Source organism: Amycolatopsis echigonensis, from assembly GCF_014174495.1.
Classification (GTDB): Bacteria; Actinomycetota; Actinomycetes; order Mycobacteriales; family Pseudonocardiaceae; genus Amycolatopsis; species Amycolatopsis echigonensis.
In genome coordinates this window covers 102,759-125,781 of the sequence record NZ_JACJHR010000001.1, presented here as the reverse complement: position 1 = coordinate 125,781, position 23,023 = coordinate 102,759, and the positions used below count along the sequence as shown (strand labels likewise).

Annotated in this window: 25 protein-coding genes and 1 tRNA gene; 15 read left to right on the top strand and 11 right to left on the bottom strand. The window is 64.4% G+C overall.

From position 1 onward, the window contains the following. Nucleotides 1–61: 61 nt before the first annotated feature. Nucleotides 62–526 (top strand): MarR family winged helix-turn-helix transcriptional regulator, encoded by a 465-nt coding sequence (locus tag H5411_RS00610; RefSeq protein ID WP_312877361.1) that lies wholly within the window; start codon nucleotides 62–64, stop codon nucleotides 524–526. A gap of 18 nt (nucleotides 527–544) precedes the next feature. Then, nucleotides 545–901, top strand: coding sequence for a YciI family protein (locus tag H5411_RS00605; protein WP_101440364.1), 357 nt, complete (start codon nucleotides 545–547; stop codon nucleotides 899–901). On the opposite strand, the gene H5411_RS00600 is transcribed toward H5411_RS00605, so the two are convergent. Then, nucleotides 817–1,308 carry a phage integrase N-terminal SAM-like domain-containing protein gene (locus H5411_RS00600; protein WP_183122614.1) on the bottom strand — a complete coding sequence of 164 codons (492 nt, stop codon included), beginning with the start codon at nucleotides 1,306–1,308 and terminating at the stop codon, nucleotides 817–819. The two genes, H5411_RS00605 and H5411_RS00600, sit on opposite strands and share 85 nt — an antisense overlap. A 404-nt stretch (nucleotides 1,309–1,712) precedes the next feature. Next, entirely contained in the window at nucleotides 1,713–2,306 is a 594-nt protein-coding gene (locus H5411_RS00595) for a hypothetical protein (RefSeq protein WP_183122613.1), read from the bottom strand. Between the two features lie 572 nt (nucleotides 2,307–2,878). On the opposite strand from H5411_RS00595, the gene H5411_RS47285 reads away from it, so the two are divergent. Beyond that, nucleotides 2,879–3,154 (top strand): hypothetical protein, encoded by a 276-nt coding sequence (locus H5411_RS47285; RefSeq protein WP_246368613.1) that lies wholly within the window; start codon nucleotides 2,879–2,881, stop codon nucleotides 3,152–3,154. Between the two features lie 241 nt (nucleotides 3,155–3,395). Continuing rightward, entirely contained in the window at nucleotides 3,396–3,755 is a 360-nt protein-coding gene (locus tag H5411_RS47280) for a tyrosine-type recombinase/integrase (RefSeq protein ID WP_246368612.1), read from the top strand. On the opposite strand, the gene H5411_RS00585 is transcribed toward H5411_RS47280, so the two are convergent. After that, nucleotides 3,714–6,491 (bottom strand): NACHT domain-containing protein, encoded by a 2,778-nt coding sequence (locus H5411_RS00585; protein ID WP_183122612.1) that lies wholly within the window; start codon nucleotides 6,489–6,491, stop codon nucleotides 3,714–3,716. The genes H5411_RS47280 and H5411_RS00585 overlap by 42 nt on opposite strands. A gap of 685 nt (nucleotides 6,492–7,176) precedes the next feature. Between H5411_RS00585 and H5411_RS00580 the strand changes: the two genes are divergently transcribed. Next, nucleotides 7,177–8,859, top strand: coding sequence for a P-loop ATPase, Sll1717 family (locus H5411_RS00580; RefSeq protein WP_183122611.1), 1,683 nt, complete (start codon nucleotides 7,177–7,179; stop codon nucleotides 8,857–8,859). Between the two features lie 17 nt (nucleotides 8,860–8,876). On the opposite strand, the gene H5411_RS00575 is transcribed toward H5411_RS00580, so the two are convergent. Together H5411_RS00575 and H5411_RS00570 are read right to left on the bottom strand one after the other, a co-directional pair. After that, complete coding sequence (locus H5411_RS00575) at nucleotides 8,877–9,347, bottom strand: NUDIX hydrolase (protein ID WP_183122610.1); 471 nt, start codon at nucleotides 9,345–9,347, stop codon at nucleotides 8,877–8,879. Nucleotides 9,348–9,357: 10 nt separating this feature from the next. Then, nucleotides 9,358–10,101 (bottom strand): helix-turn-helix domain-containing protein, encoded by a 744-nt coding sequence (locus tag H5411_RS00570; protein WP_183122609.1) that lies wholly within the window; start codon nucleotides 10,099–10,101, stop codon nucleotides 9,358–9,360. 56 nt (nucleotides 10,102–10,157) lie between these two features. Here H5411_RS00570 and H5411_RS47275 point away from each other — a divergent pair, with 56 nt between their 5' ends. The 9 genes from H5411_RS47275 to H5411_RS00525 all read left to right on the top strand — a co-directional run bounded on the left by H5411_RS47275 (nucleotide 10,158) and on the right by H5411_RS00525 (nucleotide 17,768). Beyond that, a complete protein-coding gene (locus H5411_RS47275; protein WP_246368611.1) occupies nucleotides 10,158–10,580 on the top strand; it encodes a hypothetical protein in 423 nt (140 codons plus the stop codon). Nucleotides 10,581–10,605: 25 nt separating this feature from the next. Further along, on the top strand, nucleotides 10,606–11,064 hold the full coding sequence (locus tag H5411_RS00560; RefSeq protein WP_183122608.1) for a hypothetical protein: 459 nt from the start codon (nucleotides 10,606–10,608) through the stop codon (nucleotides 11,062–11,064). A 53-nt stretch (nucleotides 11,065–11,117) separates the two neighbouring features. Further along, a complete protein-coding gene (locus tag H5411_RS00555; protein ID WP_183122607.1) occupies nucleotides 11,118–12,044 on the top strand; it encodes a helix-turn-helix domain-containing protein in 927 nt (308 codons plus the stop codon). Nucleotides 12,045–12,365: 321 nt separating this feature from the next. Continuing rightward, nucleotides 12,366–13,928, top strand: a complete 1,563-nt coding sequence (locus tag H5411_RS00550; protein WP_183122606.1) for an FtsK/SpoIIIE domain-containing protein — start codon at nucleotides 12,366–12,368, stop codon at nucleotides 13,926–13,928. Next, complete coding sequence (locus H5411_RS00545) at nucleotides 13,925–14,305, top strand: hypothetical protein (RefSeq protein ID WP_183122605.1); 381 nt, start codon at nucleotides 13,925–13,927, stop codon at nucleotides 14,303–14,305. Before H5411_RS00550 ends, H5411_RS00545 begins: the two co-directional genes overlap by 4 nt. Further along, on the top strand, nucleotides 14,302–15,891 hold the full coding sequence (locus H5411_RS00540) for a replication initiator (RefSeq protein ID WP_183122604.1): 1,590 nt from the start codon (nucleotides 14,302–14,304) through the stop codon (nucleotides 15,889–15,891). Before H5411_RS00545 ends, H5411_RS00540 begins: the two co-directional genes overlap by 4 nt. A gap of 14 nt (nucleotides 15,892–15,905) precedes the next feature. Continuing rightward, nucleotides 15,906–16,124, top strand: a complete 219-nt coding sequence (locus tag H5411_RS00535; RefSeq protein WP_067587744.1) for a helix-turn-helix transcriptional regulator — start codon at nucleotides 15,906–15,908, stop codon at nucleotides 16,122–16,124. After that, complete coding sequence (locus H5411_RS00530) at nucleotides 16,124–17,323, top strand: tyrosine-type recombinase/integrase (RefSeq protein WP_183122603.1); 1,200 nt, start codon at nucleotides 16,124–16,126, stop codon at nucleotides 17,321–17,323. Before H5411_RS00535 ends, H5411_RS00530 begins: the two co-directional genes overlap by 1 nt. Nucleotides 17,324–17,600: 277 nt before the next feature. After that, nucleotides 17,601–17,768, top strand: coding sequence for a hypothetical protein (locus H5411_RS00525; protein ID WP_183122602.1), 168 nt, complete (start codon nucleotides 17,601–17,603; stop codon nucleotides 17,766–17,768). A 215-nt stretch (nucleotides 17,769–17,983) separates the two neighbouring features. Here H5411_RS00525 and H5411_RS00520 read toward each other — a convergent pair. The 3 genes from H5411_RS00520 to H5411_RS00510 form a co-directional block, all read right to left on the bottom strand. Next, nucleotides 17,984–18,057, bottom strand: a tRNA-Pro gene (locus H5411_RS00520). A 231-nt stretch (nucleotides 18,058–18,288) separates the two neighbouring features. Beyond that, nucleotides 18,289–19,059, bottom strand: a complete 771-nt coding sequence (locus H5411_RS00515; protein ID WP_183122601.1) for an enoyl-CoA hydratase/isomerase family protein — start codon at nucleotides 19,057–19,059, stop codon at nucleotides 18,289–18,291. Next, nucleotides 19,056–19,946, bottom strand: coding sequence for a PaaX family transcriptional regulator (locus tag H5411_RS00510; protein WP_183122600.1), 891 nt, complete (start codon nucleotides 19,944–19,946; stop codon nucleotides 19,056–19,058). Before H5411_RS00510 ends, H5411_RS00515 begins: the two co-directional genes overlap by 4 nt. A 121-nt stretch (nucleotides 19,947–20,067) precedes the next feature. On the opposite strand from H5411_RS00510, the gene H5411_RS00505 reads away from it, so the two are divergent. Then, the gene (locus H5411_RS00505; protein WP_183122599.1) at nucleotides 20,068–21,705 is read left to right on the top strand and encodes an ABC-F family ATP-binding cassette domain-containing protein; all 1,638 of its coding nucleotides are present in this window, start codon (nucleotides 20,068–20,070) and stop codon (nucleotides 21,703–21,705) included. 118 nt (nucleotides 21,706–21,823) lie between these two features. Here the strand turns inward: H5411_RS00505 and H5411_RS00500 are convergent, their stop codons facing one another. The 3 genes from H5411_RS00500 to H5411_RS48300 are packed head-to-tail and all read right to left on the bottom strand — an operon-like array spanning nucleotide 21,824 to nucleotide 23,000. Beyond that, nucleotides 21,824–21,973, bottom strand: coding sequence for a hypothetical protein (locus H5411_RS00500; protein WP_183122598.1), 150 nt, complete (start codon nucleotides 21,971–21,973; stop codon nucleotides 21,824–21,826). Then, entirely contained in the window at nucleotides 21,970–22,146 is a 177-nt protein-coding gene (locus H5411_RS00495; RefSeq protein ID WP_183122597.1) for a hypothetical protein, read from the bottom strand. Before H5411_RS00495 ends, H5411_RS00500 begins: the two co-directional genes overlap by 4 nt. Then, on the bottom strand, nucleotides 22,143–23,000 hold the full coding sequence (locus tag H5411_RS48300) for a helix-turn-helix transcriptional regulator (protein ID WP_183122596.1): 858 nt from the start codon (nucleotides 22,998–23,000) through the stop codon (nucleotides 22,143–22,145). The genes H5411_RS00495 and H5411_RS48300 overlap by 4 nt, the downstream gene beginning before the upstream one ends. Nucleotides 23,001–23,023 lie beyond the last annotated feature (23 nt).

Here is a 23,023-nt window from a genome sequence, read left to right as displayed (position 1 = left end):
CGGGGCGCGCTCATAAACGAGTTAATTGACAGCATGCTGTCGATCGTGCGAGACTCCCGTCGTGAGTCATCGGCGTGGGCCAGAGGACGCGTGGAGCGAGTTCGTACTCGCGGTCTTTGACGTCAACGGATTGATAATTCAGGCAGGCGAGCGCATCTCCGGTCCCTTGGGGCAGAGCGCAGCGAGGTGGCAAGTGCTCGGTCGGGCATTCCAGCCGCGGACCGTTGCTGAGATGGCGGCCGAGATGGGGCACGCACGGCAGAGCGTGCAGCGGGTGGCCGACGTGCTGGAGCGAGAGGGGTTGATCGCGTATCGGCCACACCCCACCGACCGCCGCACGAAGCTTGCCGAACTCACCCCCCGGGGACACGAGGTACTAAGCGCGATCTATCAGCGGCAGGTGGCATGGTTCGCCGAGGTCGTGTCACAGCTGAGCGAGGCCAAGTTGCGTGAACTCACGGTCTCGCTCAACGAGGTGTCGCGCACGCTTTCATCGACCATCACTGACGGCGAACGAGAGTCATGAGAGCAAGGAGACAACGAAATGGCACGCTTCATCGTGTTGTACCGCGCTCCGCAAGAGGTCGCGGAACGTTTCGCAACGGCCACGCCCGAGGAGGCCCAGGCCGGCATGCAGCTCTGGACGGATTGGTTTGCTCGGCTCGGACCGGCACTGATCGATCCCGGCCGACCGCTCGGCAATGCAAGGACCGTGACCCGCGATGGCGCCATGGCTGCCCCGACCGAGGTCATCGGTATGACGATCCTGCAGGCCGACACCATGGACGACGCGCTCGACATGGTCCGCGATCACCATCACCTGCAGTGGGCCGACTCCTGTGCCATCACCGTCCTCGAGGAGCAACCGATCCCGGAGGTCGAGGCCGGCATGGTCAGCTGACCGATCGGTAACCGGGTTCGATACCAGCCCAGTACAGCCGGGCCCGCCCGAACGGAAGGCGCTCGGTCGGAAAACCCCACGAGCGAGCTTCGGCTCATCGGCATGTCGCGGCAGTCGCGGAAGGTTTTGCCTTTGCCCGTTTCGAGCAGCTCGGCGAGCTGTTCGTCGCCGACTACGGGGATGATTTTTTCGGTGGTGGCCGGCTGGCTGAGCTTGGCCATCGGATGGCGGTCGTTTTCTTCGGCGTCGAGCAGGTAGTTAAAGGACTGCTGGAGTGCTTTGTATTTGTTCAGGGCGGTGGATGCGGAACGGGTTTGGATCATCCAGGCGATGAACGACTCGACGTGCTTGCGTCCCACGTCGGTGGGGTCGTCGGCGTCGGCGAGAAACCGCAGGGAGGTCCTCACTGCCGAGGAAGTCGGCGAACTGGGCGACGGCGAGTTCGTAGTTGTAGCGGTGGTGTGAGGTTTGTTGCCGACGCGGAGGCCGCGGTCCCACTCCTCGAGGGCACACCCTGTTTAGTCAAAGTGATCGGCATGAGGAGAGCCTGCAGTCAAGGTGTCACCGAGCGCTGCGCTAGACCGGAAGGACACCTGCGACCACATGAAAAAACGGGCTTCCGCTGCTCTGAGCTGCGGAAACCCGTCGTCCGGTCGGGCTGACAGGATTTGAACCTGCGACCCCTTGGCCCCAGGACTCAGCTAGTGCGTTGACCTGAGAAAACAGCAAAATGTGAAGCGTCGACAGTTGCTCACGTCCTGGCGTTTCGCGCGTGTCGCCGCGTGCGCTGTCCCCAACTTGTCCCCGGGGCCTATGCCGGCCGCTGAATCTCGCGAAGCTCAGAAACGAACTCATCTGCCGCAGGCTCACCGGGATAGCGTTCCTGCAGCACCGACGACAGGTCGCGCGAGACCATGCTCAGCGACGGAAGCGAACGCCGACCGTTGCCGAGCGCTCGTCGGCCATACACAACCGCGCCGTCGAGATCGCCCTCTCGCGCCGCTGCGACTCCCAGCGTGATCTGAGCCTCGGCAATGCGCATCGGCCAGCGGTCTTGGTCCTGAAATCCCGAACTCACGCGAATTACTTCCTCAGACAGTTCACGCGCGAGCCGGTCCTCGCCGACGTGGCGGTAACAGTCCATCACGTAGAAGTCGTACTTCGACGGGTCGACTACGAAGTGGTTGTCAATATTGGCTGGATACTGAAGCTTATCGAGGGCAACTCGCCCGCGTTCCAGCGTTTGTTTCATTTCGGCGCGCATGCCCATGCGGGCGAACGCCTTCGCCTGTTGTGCTATGAGCTGCACCGAGACGCTATGCGTCGCCGAGACCTGCTCACCGGCCTGCCCCGCAGCAAGCACCCCGCGGTAGTCACCTGCGGTGAGTGCGAACCACGCCGTCATCTCGACCTCCCCAAGGGGCTATCAAGCCTGTCAAGGGGGCAGACCGCACGCACACTCACCACCCCAGAAACGGGCCCCCTTGACAGACTTGATCGGGCTCACGCCAGGTCGACGGGATGGACGAAGAGGCCCCCACTAGTAGGTGGTCAAAAACCCTCGGTGCTCGTTCGAGTTCCCGGATGACACTGGAGACTACGTTGGCATCGAACAAAAACTGGTAAGCGCCGCCTGCCGCCGATGGGGTGTGTCTCTCGCGACCGACATCGAGTACCGCGAAGGCCGGCCGTTGCCCTATCGTGCGCGGGTTCGTTGGAGCGACCCCGAAACCGGCGGTTACCCCTCGATCTCGCAGTCGCACGAAACTCGCGATGAAGCCGAAGACTGGATCAGCGGGATGGAGCGCGCCGCGGCAAGCGGCGTAGATCCGGCAGCTGCCGAGATGCCGCTCGGAGAGTACGGGGACCTCAACCTGTCAGTCGAGATCCGGGGGTTGGCGGCGAAGACGACCGACCCCGTATCTGGCCGGCTGGCGAAAGCGTGTCAAGCCGACGCTTGGGCACTTGCCCATATGCATGATCACGTACGGCGTAGTGGACCGCGCCGCGATGGCTTGGATCGCCGACGGCTGCAGCAAATCCACCATCAAGAACAGCCTTGCGAGGGAGCAGGCGCATCGAGACGAGCTCATCAGCCAGAACCCCGCCCGTATCGCCGAATGGCAGCGCGAATTCGAGATGGCGGAGGACGAGCTTGACGACCCTCGCTCCTTGGCCCTCCCGGACTGGCCAACTCTCCTGCGCCTAGCTGATGCGCTGGTCGCACGATCGTCCGACGAGTTCGTTGGGTGAGGCAACATAGTTAAGTTCATGGCTTCCACGGCCGCCCGGATCGGCGAAGTCTCAGGGGTTCGGGTCTGCGACATCGACCGAGAGAAGTGGCTGTGGACTGTCCGTCGGCAGACGACCACGGCACCTGGCGGGCTGATGGACAAGGCCGCTAAGGGCAAACGAGCCCGGGAGGTGCCTCTGATCGAGGAGATCCGGCCGTTGGTGGCGAGCGAGCCGACTGGATGCGGTCGGCCCCGAGCCGATGGCGAGGCTGTTCACCGGTCCTCGCGGCGGTCGGATCAGCACCGCGGTCCTGCGAGACGCGACGCACTGGGACGAGGTCGTGACCAAGCTGGGGTTTGAACACCTCCGCCGTCACGATCTTCGCCACACCGGCCTTACGTGGATGGCTGACGCGGGCGTACCCGTCCATGTGTTGAGGAAGATTGCCGGCCACGGCTCGCTGTCGACGACACAGCGGTACCTCCACCCCGATCAGCAGTCGATCACGGACGCGGGGGTTGCTTTCGAAACATCTGACAGTTGCGCGCGAGAAACGCCGCTTGCGAGCCGTCTAGAGTCATCGGTCCAATTGTGGAAAAGTTCCTTTCGCCAAAGATAGGAGATTAAGGTCAGCCCAAATCCACTGTGCCGCGACATAGCTCACTGGACGTTCGTGGCCGCACTCGATGATGGTGTTGTATGAAGAGATGTTCTGGAACGGTGTCTTTATCTCGTTCTTAAGGATCCACTCGGAAGTTAGCTTCGCTTGCGCCTCTGCCAATTTTCGCCAATCGTCACTGTCGCCTGTCGGGTGCGGGAGGAGCTTGACTGCCGACCGGCCGTTGGTCGAAACTATAAGGCCTTCTTCTTTGGAGATGACCTCTCGCAAAACTTCCTCGGGAAGCATCTCGTAAGCAAATGTCGGAGTCGTGCCAAGTGCTGATTCTTGGTACGTTACCAGCCCGAATATCCCGAACGGCCGAATCACTCTATGACCAAGTGACCAGCCGAAGGCTGAGAAGCTGGTATTGGCCACCTCGTCATACGCAACGCATGCAAGTCCGTACGTCTCCGCACAAAATCGTGCCATGTGCTCAGGTGTGTACAAGTCCCACACCCAACCGCCCGGTGAAGGTTGGAGCACGTCGGACCTTGGGGCGACACGTTCAAGTGACTCAAATCCCTGACTTTGAAGCCATGCGATTAAATCCTTGATATCAACGAGTTCAACCGTATGGGATCCCAATTGGATGGTGGCGTTCTCGACATTGGGGTCAATTTGGTTTACCAGCGATATTCCGGCTTTAATGACTCTCTGGCGGTTCAGTGGATCGTGCCGCATTCCGCTCTCCGACACTAGAAGCCTAGCTGTACGGTACCGGATCTCTTGATGCCAGATGCCGCCCATCGGCCCGAGCACTGTTGGGCCGTTGAGAAGGTTAAGGGTGCTGCTTGCGATATGGTCGCGTACTTTGGTCCAAGGCCATTGAATCCCTCCCGGAAGGCGTCCCCCGGACCTGAATTGCCATTCCTTATCGCTCGGTGAGAAGAATTGAATGTGGTCCGGTAGTGGTATGCATTCGTCTGCGGTTGGCGCAGTAGTCGACCATCCAACTTCGAGGAAGCGGCCTGTAACTCTTGTGCCGAGCCTAATCGGCTTCGACGCATCGGCAATTGGAAATAGCATGGTCGATAGTGGTCCGAGTGAATCGATCCACGCCCGGTTCGCGCGGAGTAACCGGCTCCCGACTGAATCTGGATCAACTGATCCTTCGTCTGCCGACTGTGAGGTAGATTTCTGTGGTGTAATTTGTTCGATAAGCCACGCGCCTGCGCCTGGATTTGATCGAACGCATCCCTCGATCATATCGTCGACTTGATCGGAGTTTCCGTCAAGCGTGGCGATCGCAACAGCCCATCGCCATCGATCGAAATGTTCTGGACTGCTGATCGCTTCGGCGAATAGATCGCTCTCTTCAATTAGTGCTTGTGCCGCAAACCATTGCTCGAATATCGGCAAGACGAATGATGCATTGTTGCTAACGTTGCGGCTTACTAGTCGGGTTGACAACACGGACTGACGTTCTTGAAAGGACAAACCGTCAAGGCGGCCACTTGATCTAGTGAGAGATACGCCCAGCCTGATGAGTATTTTGAACAAATCGCTCGAGCTGGTCGCGGAAGAGCTGTTCGGACGCGTGAGAGCGCCTTGGACCAACTTGTCGATCAGTTCGACCTGATTTGCAGCAGAATGCCCGGCTGCAATTAAGGAGCCTGCGGCTAGCGCGAAAAACGGTCGACGGATTGTGTCTATTAGATCGTCTGACCATTTGAAAGTCAAATGCCTTCCGCCAGCGAGTGCTTCAACAAATGCTCTCGCGGCATCTTCGCTGAATCCGTCGACCGCAATATCGTCAGCGCTTTCAAGCAAGACGCTTGGGCGACACGTCGCTAGAACTGTGCTCCGCGGGTCGCCCGCTACCAGCACCCGTGCGTCGCGTGCGATCGCTTCTGCTGTCGCGCCGTCAACCTCATCGAGGCCGTCGACCACTATCGCAGCGCCATGTGAACGAACCCGGACATCGCCCGCCAGCTGCGCAAGGCTGGATTCTAAGCCGCTTGCTGCGACGTCGCGAGCGGAAAGCCAAACGGGAACCGGCGAGGTCGGGCTCTCGGTAATCCGCGAAATAGTGATCCGGTGCCATTCTTCTGCGATCTCCGACTTGCCTGCTCCGAACGATCCGACCAGTACTCGAAATGATCCCGCGCGGAGGTCAGGAACGAATGCACGAAGTGCATCGAGTTGGTCGTCGACGGCGTCCGCATCGACGTCGAAGGCTGCGAGCCGAAGCCGTCTTCGTTCCGTCGAGCGGCGGAGGAGCCAGACTGACAGATCTTCCGGGCTAACCGGCGCGCTTCGCCCTGTGAGGGTTACCAGTCGTTCGATGAGATCTTCATTGCGACCTCGGCTCCATTGCTCGCGCAGCTGTCGTTCGAGTCCTGGGTCTGCCAGCTTGAGGATCGCGAGGTATGTCGCTTCAATGATGCGGCGAGCGCAAGATAGTCTCTCCGGGTTGCGCTCCCACGCTGGGTCGCGCTCACTTAGCCACTTAGAGAGGCGGACTGCAAGCTCGGGTCCGCCAATCTCGACAGGCTGGTCTAGGTCGCTGGCCTTGATCGTCTTGAGCCACGAACGAAAGTGTCGCCTCCGGTACTTGAGGTTCAAGCGGCCATGAACGTCGCGATCTACTCGCCACCGATAGGTGACTCTCTTCGCGAGTTTGAGCGCGGCCTTGGCGGCATGCGGGGCGAGGAACTTCCCACCCATCACAAGGCCTGTCTCCAGCCCGGTCACTCTGTGCGCTCCCTCTGTAGGCCACTCGAAGCTAGTTCCTGTCATCGGATGGGCCCGCGCGCGCGTTACTTGCCCGGGGCCGAGAGCTGTTCGGTTCGGCCGGCGTTCGTTCCAACCGGGGTCTGTCCCCAAGATGTCCCCGGGCGGCAGCCCCCGGTGATCATCCGCAAGATCAAACCCGCGACGAAAAAAGCCGCCTGACCTGGGCTTTCACCCAAGCCAAGCGGCTCGTTCGTCCGGTCGGGCTGACAGGATTTGAACCTGCGACCCCTTGACCCCCAGGACGGTGGAGTCAGGGTTTTCGCAGCTCAGAGCGCGTTTGCTTGATCGACTGGCGTGTCTGAAACGCCTGGTCGTGTGGGTCCGGGCGTGACGTGTGGTCCCCAAATGGTCCCCAAGATCCTGCCTGGTCATGGCCTGCTTGGTCGCCGTCTCGCCCTCGGGTGGTGGCCCTCGTGCGGAGGCAGCCTGGCCTCTTCCTCGTCCCTGCCGCACCTAGCGTCGGAGTGGCGCGGTCAAGGGTGAGCGCAGCTCATCGCGCCAGCGACGCCGGAGGCGCCCTTGAGGGTGTCGGTCCGCCGTTAGACAATCGCCGACGAGGGAGTGGCCTCCGCAGCCCAGACAGCAAGCAGTAACACGGGGGTGGCTCTGAGCGTTCTATGTCTCATGTGGATCTACATGTCCGGTGTGCGCCCTGGGCGGCGCGCTCACGCCGCTGCACCTTCGGCGGCCCGCCCCGCGGCCGGTGGCCGAAGCGGAGCGGCAGGCCATCCGCGCCGCCCGGGGGCGGGGCCGCCGGACGTTAGGTGACCAGCGCGCCGCCCTGGGCGGCGCGCGCCTTGATCCCATAGAGCCAAGTTCGGCAGCTACATTCTGGATAAGGAAGGCAAGGCTAGTGGACCTCGGAAATGTCAGCAGCTTCGGTGGAATCGACGCTGACGCTGACTTGCTTTTGAACGAATGCTTTCAGGATCACGGAGCTTACCTGGATGCGCGAAAGCATGAGAGGTTCCTGATTATTGGCCGGAAAGGAAGTGGAAAGACTGCTATTTTTAGGCGGCTAATATCGGAGCGTTCGCATGATCTTTTTAGCGACGGTCACACGTTTGATGATTACCCATGGCATCATCACGACCTGCAAGCTCAGACGGGCGTCCCGGAGGAGAGACGGTACATCCAAAGCTGGAAGTACCTGATGTTGCTTAGCCTTGCAAAAATCGCACTGAATCAGGATCAGTCATTGGCGATCAGGGAAGAATCCCTGGACTCGCTGGAGGTTATTGAGTCGTTCGTTGTTGACTCGTACGGGTCTCGAAACCCGGATTTGACGCAGCTCTTCTCGCCCAACAAGGAAATAAAGTTGAAGGGCGGCCTGAGGACGCCGTTCGCAGTGCTGGATATCGAGCGAATCAGAGTAAAAGACCTGCCTATCCACATCCAGGAAGTTAATAGACAGCTTGCCAAGCACGTTATGCAGAGCTTGAACCCTGAGCATGACTACTACATCTGCTTCGACCAATTAGACTTAGGTTTCAATCCTGGCGATCAGGCATACCATCAAAGGCTGATCGGCCTCATTTTGGCGTCGCGTGAGTTAAATCGGATCGCTACCGAGAATGGTAAGCGTGCGTCAGTGATCGTATTTCTTCGCGACGATATCTACCAGATGCTGCATTTTGAGGACAAGAATAAGCTTACCGAGAACCACCTGTCCAAGATTGAATGGAAGGAGTATGGGAGAGGTCTCACGCTTAAAAGTCTCATGGAGCGCAGGTTCGGTCAGGTCTTAAACGGTGAAGGAACGGTTTCGTGGGACAGTGTTTTTAACGAGGGTCGAGAGATGCCGAGTCGGAAGTCAAAGTACACTTACATCTGCGATCGCACCTTTCTTCGCCCGCGCGATATGATCAAATTCTGCAATCAAGTGCTGATAGAGCACAGAGCGTTCGGCGCAGATCCGGACGAAAAATTTGATAACGAACACGTCTTAGAGGCCAGGTCTTCGTATTCTGAGTACCTTAGAAACGAGCTTGATGATGAAATTGCAAAGCAGGTTCCGCACTATAAAGATTATCTAGAGGTCGTTAAGAGCGTCGGCTCCATGCAGTTCACGTCAACTTCTTTCGACTTGGCTTGGAAGAAGCTGGACATGGATAAGATTGGGAAAAGCAAAGAGGCTCTGCGTGAGCTGTTTGAATTTTCTGTCGTCGGCTACCTGAAGCCTGGCGGCCAGGGTGGCGGGTCGCAGTACGTCTGGCGATATTCAAGCGGTAATACGAGGTTCAATCCAGAGGCGGATACCTTCAGGATTCACGCGGGGCTGAAAGAAGTCCTTGACCTGGTTGCTGGTGCAGGACGCGGCAACTAAGTTGCACTTGCGGGAACCTAGGAGAAAAAGACTCGGTCGGTACCTTCTGAAGCGTGTTGAATCCTTATGCGGATTGAAGGATGGATGTTGAGCTTATTGAGATCGGCAAGATGGACCCAAAGGACTTCTTTGCTCTCATTACTCGGTTTTGGATTGCCGCCAACCGGGATGGCGCGGAAGCAAATCGAAAACTCTTGTCGAACCTCGCCGTCGTCATAGGCGATGACGTGATGCGGATTGGAGTATAGTCCGACGACGCTTGAAATCTCGCACTCAATGCCGGTTTCCTCGCGCACCTCCCGGACGGCGGCTTGGGAAAGCGTCTCGCCTAACTCAAGCTGGCCGCCGGGGATGGCGTACAGGTCGTTGTCCGTCCGGCGGATCATGAGAATCCGCCCTTCCTCGTCCTGGATGAAGGCCGACACCGCGACCGCGATGCTGTTGGCCTCGGGTGCGTTGGGGTCGTTGTAGTAGTCGACGCGTGCCATGTGGTGCCTCCTAGATGGTGGCGGGCTTGGCGAGGTTCCAGACGGTCTCGAAGCTCTCCGAGTAGGTCTCGAAGAGGTCCCCGGCGGAGAGTCGGCGCAGGTGGAGCGACGGTGCGTGGGCGCCCTGGAATCCGTAGACGTGCGTGTTGATGATCATTTCGTCGTCGAAGCGGAAGATGGAGTTGTAGAGCGTCGTGTTGTGGAATCGCATCTCGATTCCCTCGACGCCGACGAGCGGTCGGTAGAACGCCAGCGCGTTGCGGACACGCGCGGGGAGCGTCCCGTCGCCGAGTTGTTCTTCTTCTCCGCGCAGGGCGACGCTGTCCCCGTCCGGGTCGCCGAACGCCAGGCGGATCTTCGCGCCGGCCGCGGCCTTGGCTGCGATGTCCTTGATGAACCGCGGGCGTTCGACCAGGAACAGGGCCGCGTGGACCAGGATCTCCACGGTCTCTGACGCGTCGTTGATCAGCCGGTCCCACAGCTCGACCGGGATGGCGTTGCGGTGCGGGAACACGCTCACCACCTCGGCGGCGGCAGTCTCGGCCCGGCGTTCCGGTGCGACGGAGTCCGGCCACAGGTAGGTCTCCGATTCGCGCGCCATCGCGGCGATCTTGTGCCGGTGCTTCGGGTACGGGGTGCGGCCTTTGGTGATCCACCGCTCGACCGTCTTCTGGTCGACGCTGAGCGCCTTGGCCACTTGTTCCAGCGTGAGCCCGTTGCGCAGCAGCGCGTCACGCAGCCGTTCGTTGGGCATCCGCACCCCCTTGGGACTTTTAGGGACGTCTTCGACCGTACCAGGGACGTCCCAAGATGTCCTGCCACGTGGTGATCATGTCCCGCCTTTTGCCGGAGATTGGGTGGCACGTTGCCGAGACTCGCTCGGCGGCAGAGCCCGAAGGAGGCAGACATGACGACTGCAAGTACGGCGTCGACGCTCGGAGGCGAGTCGAGCGGTTCGTCCGCGCCGGTGCCGCGCAAGTACGTGGTTTAGGCGCGGACGACATGCGCGACACGGTCCAGATCCACGTGACGGCAGACCTGCCGATCCGCGTCCGCGCGCTGACGTATGCGAACCGAGCGGAGATCCGCTTCGGCAAGGCGTTCCCCGTGGTCCTGCTCGTCGACTCCGACGCGATCGCGGTTCTGGGCAAGCAACTTCACGAAGCAGAGACGGCGCTGAGCGCAGCGACACGGACGGACTACGGCGGCGAGGCGCCGGACACGACTGACTGACAAAGAACACAGGGAGCTAGCGGTTATGGCTATCGAAAAGGGACACCGGTTTGCGATCGACTTCGACGAGGCGTTCCCGCAGGGACTGGTGATGGTGGGGGAAGTTATTCCGGACAACGAGTATCAGTCTCGGGAGGACCGGGCTGCGGGGCGTCCGGTGCGGCAACGGGTGGATGAGGTGACCGGGAAGCGCCAATGGAGGGCTGCGGTCACGGACCCGGGTGAGACGAAGGCGAAGCGGGCCTCGTTCGAGGTGACGTTCCTGGCGGATGTGCAGCCGGTGCCGACGACGGCGGAGGCGTTGCCGGGGATGCGGCCGGTCGAGCTGGACGGCCTGACGGCGGAGCCGCGTGTCGGCGGGCAGGGCGAGTTCAAGTATCAGACGTACGTCTTTCGGGCGACGGGGTTCAGGGCCGCTGCGGGCAAGTCGTCGTCGAGGTCGGCGGGTGCGTCGTCGGCGTCGGGTGAGGGCAAGGCGGCGTAGATGGGTGTTCTTGGTTTGCAGACAGGGACGATCCCGGGCCGGAGGTGTGGTTGATGCGTGGCACGGAGATGGCGAGCCCGCGAGCACGCGGCCTGGGGGCGGCGTTGCGAGATGCCCGGATCGAGGCGCGGTTCGGGTTGCGGGAGCTGGCGCGGCGGATCGGGGTGAACCCGGCGTTGTTGTCGAACTGGGAACTCGGTCAGCGGGTCCCGACCCCGGAAGAGGTGTCGAACGTGCTCGGTGCTCTCGGAGTGACCGGGGAGCGGAAAGCGTGGATCATGCTGCTGGCGCATGGCGTGACGGGCCCGAGCTGGTCCTCGGTCGGTTCGCAGGCTGACCCGGCCCACTACACGACATTGATCGCGCACGAGCGGGTCGCGACGGCCGTGACGGTATGGGCTCCGCTGCTGATTCCGGATCTGCTGCAGGTCCCGGATTACGCGCGGCTGGTGTTCGGCCCGGACCTGCGGGACAAGGAGAAGCTGGACCAGGTGGTCGAGAGCCGGATGGACCGCAACCGGATCATCTTCGGCGCGGGCGCGATCCCGGCGCAGATGTTCATCGGGTCGGAGGCGCTGCGGAACCACTTCGGGGATGCCGAGGTGATGCTGCGGCAGACGCGGTTCCTCAAGGACTTGATCGGGCTGTCGCGGACGATGACTATCCGCCTGGCTCCGAGTCAGGCGGTGACTGCGGAGGCGTTCAGCCGGTACGCGCTGAAGGACACCTCGGATGTCGTGTACTGCCCGCATCGCGGGATGGGCGTGTTCCTGGTCGGGAAGGAAGCCACCCCGTACACGGTGACGATCGAGCGGCTGCGGGCGGCTGCGTTGTCTCCGGCGGAATCGCTGGCGCGGCTGTCGGTGGTGGTCGACCAGCTCCTGAAAGAGGTGAAGGCGCAGCGGCGGGCGACTGACGCCGGGCTGAACCGGCTCCTGACCGGCGAGGAACCGACCACGGACGAGTCGGCCACCGACTAGCGGGAAAACCTTAGCGGGTACTGAAAAAAGCGCACGGCGACGTGTGCTGTGTTCAACGCGCCCATTTGCGCTTGGAATTGTTCCGTATAAACGCAGAACCGGCCTCTGGCTGCCAACCGTCACCGGTTCTGCGCTGTCCACTGGGAAGTGAACAATGACGAACATAACCGGTTCTGGACGGCGTGCGTCAACGGGGGTCACCCGGATGCGTTGCGCCGCATGCAAAAAGTTCGCCCGACTTGTGCGGGGAGAAGCGAAGTGCGCGGCATGTCAAGGAATGTTGCCGCTTGACCTCACCGCGGCTGAGGGCGGTGAGCGTCGATGAACGCGGCTGTGGTGATCGCTGTCGGCGCGGGTGTCGCGGTGGTGTTGTGGATTTTGGCGAAGCTGGGGCGTGCGTTGGCGTCCATTGTGGAAACGCTGGCAGCGTTGGCATTCCTGGGATTCGCGTTCTGGACAGTGCTGCGGGCGGTCGGCTGGCTGGCCCGGCAGATCGTCACCCGGTGGCGCACCGGTCTCGCGTTGCTCGTGATCGTGGCGTGGTTGCGGTGGTGGGGCTGGCTGTCGCTGGCGGTCGTGCTCGTCACGCTGGCGCTGATCGCGGTGGTCTGGCATCAGCTCGATGTGGTCGGGTTTGACCGGTGGTGCGGTCGGTGGCTGCGGGCGTGGTGGCTGCGCTGGGCGGTCTACGGGCGCAAGCTGCCGGACTGGCTGCATGCCTGCGGCCTGACTGTCCGCGACGAAGCCATCCCGGTGGACGTGACGGTCAATCTGGTGTCGCGGCGGCGGAAGCGCCAGGCGATCACGCAGGCGCGGAAGACGTCGGGGGTGGCGGTGCCTGCGGTGGTGCGGGTGCGGTCGGGGGCGTCGTGGGACGAGGTCCGGGTGCGGTTGGTTCCGGGGCAGAAGCCGGAGGATTTCGACGAGGCGGCGCGGGCGTTGGCGACGGCGCGGAAGGTGTCGCGGGTGCAGGTGCGGGAGATCGCGCCGGATGTGGTGTCGCTGGACTTCATGCGCCGCGACCTGCTCACCACCCCCGTCCGGTGCCGTGAGCTGCCTGGCCTGGAACCTGCCGGGGTGAACCTGCGAGCGGTGTATGCGGGGACGACGGAGTACGGGACGCCGTGGCGGCTGCCGTTGACCGGTGCGGGCGCGCACATCCTCGTCGCCGGTGCCAGCGGTGCCGGGAAGAACTCGGTCATGTGGTCCCCGCTGGTGTCGGCCGCTTCGGCGATCCGTTCCGGGCTGGTGCGGGTGTCCGGTGTGGACCCGAAGGGCATGGAATTGGCGTACGGGCGTGGGATCTTCGCCCGCTATGCCGTGTCCGGCAAGGACACTCTGGAACTGCTGGAGGGGTTGCGGGACGAGCTGGAACACCGTAAGCGGGAGTTCGCCGGGCGGACCCGGGATGTGCCGTTGTCGCAGGAGTTTCCGTTGGAGCTGCTGGAGTTCGACGAGATCGGCGCGTTGACCCGCTACACCGACCGCAAGGCCCGCGAGGCGATCGTGGAACACGTCGCAGTGCTCAACACGCAGGGCCGGGCGTTGGGGGTGTCGGTCCGCGGCTATGTGCAGGAGCCGACGAAGGACACGGTGCCGGTGCGGGAGCTGTTCACCCGCCGCGTCTGCCTGCGAGTCACCTCCAAAACCCATGTCGGGATGGTTCTCGGCGACGGCGCGTACGAACGCGGGGCGTGGGCCAACCGCATCCCGGAGACCATGCCCGGCACCGGCTACGTGTGGGGCGAAGGCATCCGCGAACCCCTGCGCGTCCGCGCGGGTTGGGTGTCGGACGACACGGTGAAGGCGTTGGAGCAGTACGTGACCAACGGCGGCACCCACCACCTCGACCACGCGCAGGCCGAGGAAAGGAGGGCGGCATGAATCGGCTCATGATCTTCCTCGACGCCATCCGCGATCACCTCGACGCGCATGCGCTCCCTCCGGCTTGCTCGATCGAGGTCACCACCTGGTCCACGCCGGTGAGCGTGCACCTCGACACCGACACGGTGACCGGAGTCGCGCATGGGCTGAGCACCTGGGCGGCGACCCTGGACGCACCCCGCGTGAGCTTGTGGCGCTCGGGGGATCGGGTTCAGTTGGAGCTGAGTGGCCGGACGCCGTGCGGTATTCCGGTGACGGTCTACGGCGGGGTCCCGTTCGACCCCGTGACGTTTCCTGACCTGCCTCCGCGCACCGAGCAGGAGATGCCGGTGTGGCTGCTGCGCGACTGGGCACGTGGCGGAGAGGCGGCCGCATGAGCACCGAAACCAGGGTCGAGCGCACACGTGGGGCGCTGGCTGCCGATGTTGTGAAGGCGACTGCGGAGAAGCACGGAGTGTGCGTGCGGCCGTTCACGATGGAGGTCGCCGACACTGATACCGGGGAGCTGCGCTACGTGCCCGTCCCGTGCGGGTCCACAGTGGAATCTGTCTGTTTGCCGTGTGCCCGCAAGGCGAAAGCGCTGCGGCAAGCGCAATGCCGAGAGGGCTGGCACCTCGCTGAGGAACCGGTCATTACTCGGGCCGAACCCACGGCCGCACAGACCGAGCTGATGACTTATCGCGCCGACTTGGTCGCTGCCTACCGCGACGCCCACGCGGACGACGCTGAGGCTCTACGCACCGAGATCGCCGCTGTGGATACGGACCTGCGGGAATCGGGCATGATTGGGCGGCTCCCGGCCGTCGAGGCTCCGGTCAAGCGGGCGGTGAAACGCTCGACCAAACGTCGCCAGGACGCACCGAACCTTCCTCGCCGCAAGGTTGCCAAGACCACCGTGGGCAGGGAGTTCGCCGGACGATTCCGGCCGTCGATGTTCGTAACTCTCACCTGCGACACCTATGGGCGGGTCCGTTCGGACGGATCGCCGGTCAACCCCGCGACCTATGACTACCGGCGGGCCGCTCGGGATGCGGTGCACTTCGCGGCTCTGGTGGATCGGTGGTGGCAGAACCTTCGCCGCGTCGTCGGGTTCGACGTGCAGTACTTCGCGACCGTTGAACCGCAGAAACGCGCCGCGCCTCATCTGCATGCGGCGCTCCGTGGTTCGATCCCTCACGATGTCATTCGCTTGGTCACCGAAGCTACCTACCACCAGGTGTGGTGGCCCAACCATGACCAGATCTTGTACGCCGGAGACCGGAAACCGCTGTGGGAACCCGATATGCGCGCGTTCGTGGACCCTGACAGCCGGGCTCCGCTGGTCTCGTGGGACGACGCCGTTGAGGACGTCGAGGAACCTGCGCATGTCGTCCGGTTCGGGGAACAGGTGCACTCGAAGGGGATTCTCGGCGGCAGCGAGGAAGCCGGGCGGCACATCGGGTACCTGACGAAATACCTCACCAAGTCAACCGGTGAGGTGGTCGACGCCGATACCGCCGCGCAGCGGGACCATCACGACCGGCTTCACGCCGAACTGGCCATCACGCCGTGTTCGCCGCGCTGCGCGGTCTGGCTGCTGTACGGCATCCAACCCAAGGGCGCGACAGGCAAGACGACTCCCGGCCACTGCAAGGGTCGCGCGCACCGACGCTCGACGCTGGGGCTGCCGGGGCGTCGTGTGTTGGTCTCGCGGAAGTGGTCGGGCAAGACGCTGGTGGACCACAAGGCCGACCGGCGGGCGTTCGTGTTGCAGTCGCTCGCGGCGGTCGGGATCGAGAAGCCAGACGTCGACCGGTCGCATCTGGTCTGGCGGAAGGTCGAACCAGGAGATCCGCAGGTCCCGCCTCGGCCTCACCTGGTGATGCGTGCGATCGCGGAGCGGATTGCGTGGAGGGCCGAGTACGACCGGGCGCTACTGGCGGCGAGACCGCCGGAAACTTCGGCAACTCGGTTGGCAGCGTGAGGGAGGAGGACGAGATGGAGCTACGGCTTCTGGGTGAGCAGTGGTTCACCACTGAGGAGCTGGCCGAGTTGTTGGGCGTCGATCCGTCGTCCGTGCGGCGTTGGCGTACTTCTCGGCCACCGCAAGGGCCGCCGTTTGTGCAGCTCTCGGAGCGCGTGACGATCTACAACGCTGCCGACGTTGAGGCTTGGCTTCGCAGCAAGCGCGTCGATCCTGGGACGGTGGCCGCGTAATGGCCGCCGAGACCGGGCTGCCGATCGGCGTCTCGCTGTCGTCGAATATCGAGTACCGGCCTGATCGGGCCAAGCCGTACAAGGCTCGTGTGCGGTGGATTGATCCGGTGACGAAGAAGCGGCCGAGTAAGTCTGAGGCGTTCGCGGAGGAGGACGAAGCTCGGGCGTGGGTCTCGCGGATTGAACGTGCTGCGGCGCAAGGTATCGACCCGCTGACGGCGACTATGTCGCTGGCCGAGTACGGCGACGTCAACATGCCGCTTGCCTTGCGTGGGTTGGAAGCGAAGACGACGGACCCGTACCTGGCCGGCTGGCGCAAGCGGGTTGTGCCGACGTTGGGGCATCTGCCGGTCAGCATGATTACGAACGGGGCGGTTGACCGGGCGGTTCATGGGTGGATCGCGGACGAATGCGGACGGTCGACCGTGAAGAACAGCATCGCCGTGCTTGTGCGGGTGATGGAGCAGGCCGTGCGCGACGAGTTGATCGACCGGAACCCGGCGCGGGTGTCGGGCTGGCAGCAGGGGTACAAGCGGGCTGAGGACGAGTTGGACGATCCGCGGTCGTTGGCGCTTCCGGACTGGCACGCGTTGACGACGCTGGCGGATGCGCTGGTGGCGCGGTCGTCCGATGAGTATCGCGGCTGGGGCGACGTGGTGTTGTTCGCTGCGTGCACGGCTGCCCGGATTGGGGAGGTTTCGGGCTGCCGGGTGCGGGACATCGACACCAAAGAGTGGATGTGGAACGTCCGACGCCAGACGACGCCGTCACCGGGTGGGTTAGTGGACAAGGGAACTAAGGGCAAGCGGGCGCGGGACGTGCCGCTGATCGAGGACATTCGGGAGTTGGTCGAGCGGCGGATGGCTCTCGTTGATCGCGACCCGGATGCCCGGCTGTTCCAGGGGCCGCGCGGTGGTCGGATTACGACGGCCGTGCTCCGCGACGCGACGTCGTGGGATGAGGTGGTGTCGAAGCTGGGGTACGACCACCTTCGCCGTCACGACTTGCGGCATACGGGGCTTACGTGGATGGCGGATGCCGGTGTCCCGGTGCATCACCTGCGGAAGATCGCGGGCCACGGCTCGCTAACGACGACACAGCGGTACTTGCATCCGGATCGCCAGTCGGTGACGGACGCAGGAGACCTTCTGACATTGCATCTGCGGTCTCCGAAGCGGCGGCGGCTTCGAGCTGTTTGACAGGCGTGAGCCTGTCGCACAGGTGTTCGCTTTCGGCGACCGAACCACTACTGATAGAGATTCACCCTTTCGTTCAACACTAGATGTTGCGTTTCCTGTCGGTGGCGTGGGCTACGCTTCTGCGTAGCGAACAGGAAAAGACCCCGACCGGGGTCAACGCCTCGGCCGGGGTCCAGTTGCATGGGGATGCGCTGCGACCGTACAAGGAGGCTGGGATGGCATCAAGGCCGCTCCCAGTCTGAGGTGTTCGAGCTCGCAGCGAACACAGGAGGTTGAGATGGCGCGCAAAGTCATCCCGCCGGGCACTCCGGCGCCTTCGTCCGGTCAGTACAAGGTTCCGGGCAGCAAGACCGAAGTTACCGCCATCAAGGGGAAGCCGATGCCGCCGACCCCCAAGAAGGGGCAGGGCTACGTCGAGGTTGACCCGACAAAGCACAAGAAGTAAGGGATGAAGCTGTGGGGTGCCGGACGGGTAGTCGCCTGGCACCCCACGGTCCTATTTGGACGGCTCGGCTGTCGGCTGTATCGCCAAGTCGTGACCCTGGTCCCCAAATGGTCCCCAAGCGCTAGTGGCTGTTGATCAAAACCCTTCCAGTCTCGGGAAGCAAAAAAGCCGCCCGACCTGGGCTTTCACCCAAGCCAAGCGGCTCGTTCGTCCGGTCGGGCTGACAGGATTTGAACCTGCGACCCCTTGACCCCCAGTCAAGTGCGCTACCAAACTGCGCCACAGCCCGGACTCCTCACTCCCCGAGGAACCCCTCGTGGAGTGCGATGCGACTACTCTAGCGGGTCTCCCCACCGGCCCTGCAACGAGGTCTCCATTACTTCCTGACCTGCACAAACCCGCCAAATCAAGGCGAACGAGTCCGGACCGGGAAGACGCGAAGATCAACCGAGCCGCAGGGCCGCCACAGCAGCCGGCCCTGGTCCCGCACAGGGACCAGGGCCGGGCAGCGAACCCGAAATCAGCGGCCGGCGAACCGAGCCTTCCCCGGTCCCTCAGCCAGGAACGACTTCACCGCACCCCGCAGGTCCTCGGTGTTGTACAGCTCCGCCGCAATAGCCGTCACGTGCGCGTTGGCCTCCGGCACTCCGCCGTGCTCGAAGTGTTCCAGGATCCGCTTCGTGGCGGCGTGTGCCTGCGTCGGCCCCTCGGCCAGCTGACGGGTGAACTCCCGCGCAGCCTCGTCGAAACCCTCGTCCGGGAGCACCCGGTTGACGACGTTCCACCGCTCCAGGGTCGCCGCGTCGAAGGGTTCGCCGGTGAAGACGAACTCCTTCGCCCGGGCGACCCCGGCCCGGGCGGCGAGGCGTTGGGTGCCGCCCATCGTGGGGGTCAGGCCGACGACCTTCTCCACCAGGCCGAACTTCGCGCGGGAGGAAGCCAGCAGCAGATCGCAGGCCATCGCGACCTCGAACGCCCACGTCAAGCAGAGCCCGTGCGCGGCGAACACCGTCGGGAACGGCAGAGCGGCAAGGCGATCGGGGACGCTGAGCAGCTCGTCGAAGAGCACCTTGGCTTCCGCCGCGGAAGACTGAGCGTCGAAGAGCGCGACATCGACACCGCCGCTCACGACGCGGCCTTCGGCGCGGATCAGGAGGGCCCGGGCGGGAGTCTCCTCCAGCGAGCCGATCGCGTCCAGAAGCGCGTCCTGGAGCGGCTTCGTGTACAGGTTGAGCGGCGGCTCGTCGATGGTGAGCACGGCGAGCCCGCCGTCGCGTTCCAGCCTCGTCATGCTTGCTCCTCGTTCGCGGTGAGTTCGTCCCAATACGCTTGCGCGGTCGGCCGCCATTCCACGTGCTTGCGGTGGAACAGCTCGGCCGCCTTGGTTCCGCTCCAGCTCGGCGGCAGCAGTTCCGCCGGCAGTTGCGGGTCGAGGAACGGGAACCGGCGCCATTCGTGCACCAGTTCGGTCTGCGCGCGCAGCACCGCTTGCGCACCGGAGGGCGAAACGCCGGTGAAGCGGTCGATGAAGTCCTCGTACCGGTCGGTCAGCTCGGACAAATCCCACGACCGCGCGACCATGCTTTCCTGGTCGCCGATCGCGCCGTACTCCGCGGTGAAGGACATCGCCTGCGCCTCGAGACCCAGTTCGGCGACGATCTTCTGCGCCTCGGGCTCGCGGCTCGGGTCGGGGCTCACCCAGACGCCCGCCACCGGAGAGCCGAAACCGGCCCAGGTGAGGCGCGTGCGCAGGCGGTGGCGCAGGTCCCGTTTCGCCTCCGGGACGGAGACGATCAGCATCAGCCAGCGGTTCTCCCAGACGCGCGCGTCGCGGCCGAAGGCGTATATGCGCTCGGCGCCCTCGGTGAGCAGCCGCCTCCCCGGCGGGGTCAGCGACCACCGGACGCGGCGGCCGACGCGCTCCGACACCAGCCAGCCCTCCCCCGCGGACCGCGCCAGCGCCTGGCGCGCGGACTTCTCCTCGATGTCGAGCATGCCGAGGGATTCGACCAGGATCGACGTCCACACCGGACGGTCGCGGGGCAGCACGTACTCGCCCAGCACGGTCATCAGCAGCGACCGCGCGCTCGCGTGGCTCACCTCGCGCCGTCTGCTGACGGTCGGCCGGGGAGCCCGCTGCTTCCCCTGTCCGAACGGGACCGGGGCGGGTTCCGCCATCGCTTTTCACCGACCTCACTGCTCTTGTTGGACCCGGCAACCCGCCCAGAGTACCCACTCGGAGTGACGGAGCCGACACACGGCACGCGGCGCGACGGCTCCCCGTAAACTCGGCTCCGATATGAGCGCCACACTCGTCGCGAAGGACCTGGCCGCGGGCCACGGTGACCGCGTCCTCTTCTCCGGTCTCGATCTCGTCGTCCCTCCGGGCGAGGTGATCGGCCTGGTCGGCGTCAACGGCGCCGGGAAGTCCACCTTGCTGCGCACGCTGGCCGGGCTGGCCCGCCCGGAATCCGGCGAGGTCCGGCTGAACCCGCCGACCGCGACGGTCGGGCACCTGCCGCAGGAACCGGAGCGGCGAGAGGGAGAGTCGGTGCGCGCCTTCCTCGCGCGACGCACCGGCGTCGCGGACGCGCAAACCGCACTCGACGCGGCGACGGAAGCGCTTACCGCGGGCGCGGACGGTGCCGACGACGCCTACGGCACCGCGCTCGACCGCTGGCTCGCGCTCGGCGGAGCCGACCTGGACGACCGCGCCGGCGAGGTCGCCGCGGACCTCGGGCTGGCCGTCGACCTCGACCAGCCGATGGTTTCGCTCTCCGGCGGGCAGGCGGCGCGCGCCGGGCTCGCGTCGCTGCTGCTCAGCCGTTACGACATCTTCCTGCTCGACGAGCCGACGAACGACCTCGACCTCGACGGGCTCGCCCGGCTGGAGCGGTTCGTCACCGGGCTGCGCGCGGGCACCGTGCTGGTCAGCCACGACCGTGAGTTCCTGGCCCGCACGGTCGACCGCGTGGTGGAGCTGGATCTGGCTCAGCAGCAGGTGAAGACGTACGGCGGCGGCTACGAGTCCTATTTGGAGGAACGCGAGGTCGCGCGGCGGCACGCGCGCGAGGACTACGAGGAATATGCCAATACCCGCGCGGCGCTCGAAGCCCGGGCGGGCATGCAGCGCGCGTGGATGGAGAAGGGCGTCAAGAACGCCCGGCGCAAGGCGACCGACAACGACAAGATCGGCCGCAAATTCCGCAGCGAAGCCACCGAGAAGCAGGCCTCGAAGGCGCGCCAGACGGACCGGATGATCGAACGGCTCGAGGTCGTCGAGGAGCCGCGCAAGGAGTGGGAGCTGCGGATGGAGATCGCGGCCGCTCCGCGCGCGGGCGCGGTGGTCGCGACGCTGCGGGACGCGGTCGTGCGGCGCGGCGGCTTCACGCTCGGGCCGGTGGATCTGCAGATCGACTGGGCGGACAAGGTCGCCATCACCGGCGCGAACGGCTCGGGCAAATCCACGCTGCTGGCGGCGCTGCTCGGCCGGTTGCCGCTGGACGAGGGCAACGCCGCGCTCGGACCGGGCGTGGTGGTCGGCGAGGTCGACCAGGCCCGCCGGCTGTTCCTCGGCGACGTCCCGCTCGCGGAGGCGTTCGCCCGCGAGGTCCCGTCCCTCGCCGACGCGGAAGTCCGTACTCTGCTGGCGAAATTCGGGCTCAAGGCCGCGCACGTGCTGCGCCCGGCGGCGACGCTTTCGCCCGGCGAGCGGACCCGTGCGGCGCTGGCGTTGCTGCAGGCGCGCGGGGTGAACCTGCTGGTGCTGGACGAGCCGACCAACCACCTGGACCTGCCCGCGATCGAACAGCTCGAGTCCGCTTTGGACGATTACCCCGCCACGCTCCTGCTGGTGACGCACGACCGCCGGATGCTCGACGCGGTCGCGGTGACCCGCCGGCTGGAAGTGGACGGCGGCAAGGTTTCCGAGCGTTAGCCAGCCGGACCGAGCCACGGCCGAGGGCTGCGGACCGGCCGGGGTTGGAACGCCGCAGACGGATCGAGGAGCCTCGAAGTATTCGTCCTCTGGGTTTCTGGGAACGCACTTTCGCGGGTCAGGCACAGACTTTGCGGATGGCCGCGTTGATCCGCGCTCCCCCGGACCGGCTCACCGGGTGCTGCGGAGTGCTGCAGCTTTGCACCGCCTCGCCGTCGGGGTCGGTGAGGTGCGCGTTGAGCGCGGTCCCGGCATGCACGAACATCACCCAACCACCTTCGTCGTTGAAGAAGCGATCGGTTTCGGCGTCGTCGCCACCGTGCCGTCGAATACGCCGTCGAAGCCCGGCAGGATCGAGTTCCCCTTGCCGGACTGTGCGCTGAGGTTCATTGGCCAGAGCTGCCCGGCAAGAATTGCCACCTCGGCAACGGCGACGATCACCGCTCGGCGATTAGCTCCTTCAGCCGCTCCAGCCGGGCCGCGGCTTCCGAGCCGGGTTCGGCCGACCAGATCACCAGCTGCTGGTCCTCGTTCCCGGCCTGCTGGAAGCTGTCCCAGTCCAGCGACATCTCCCCCACTTCCGGATGCGCGACGGTTTTCGTGCCGAAGTTCTGGTGCGCTACCCGTCGTTCGGCCCACCAGCGGCCGAAATCGGGGCTGTACAAGGACAAATCTCCGACCAGACGGGACAGTGCGGGGTCGGTCGGGTTGCCGGCGGCGTTCATCCGCAGCACCGCCACGCATGTGCGCGCGACCTGCTCCCATTCCGGATACCGCGCCCGCATTTCCGGATTCGTGAACACGAGCCGGATGTAGTTGCGGTCCTTTTCCGGGATCGTCCCGAAATCCACCAGCAGCGCGGCGGCGAGGTCGTTCCACGCCAGGATGTCCAGGTACCGGCTGAACACCAGGGCGGGCACGTTGTCGAGCTGGCCCAGCAGACGCTCGATCTGCGGCCGGATCGAGCGGCGGCGCCGGGCGGGTTCCCGGGGCGGCTGCCCGTCCGATCGGGCGAGGAGGGTGCGGACGTAGTCGCGTTGTTCGTCGTCCAGGCGCAGGTTTCGCTCCAGCGCGGCCAACACCGGTTCGGACGGGGCGAGCCGGCCCTGTTCGATGCGGGTGTAGTAGTCCGTGCTGATCGAGACCAGCTGAGCGATCTCCTCGCGGCGGAGCCCGGGCACGCGGCGACGCTCCGCGGCAGGCACGGCGAGACCGACCTGGTGCGGTTGCAGTTCGGCGCGTCGGTGCTGGAAGAACTGTCCCAGCTCGCGTAGTTCCGTCGATGCTCCGGCCATAGGTTTGAGTCTACGGCGCGGCG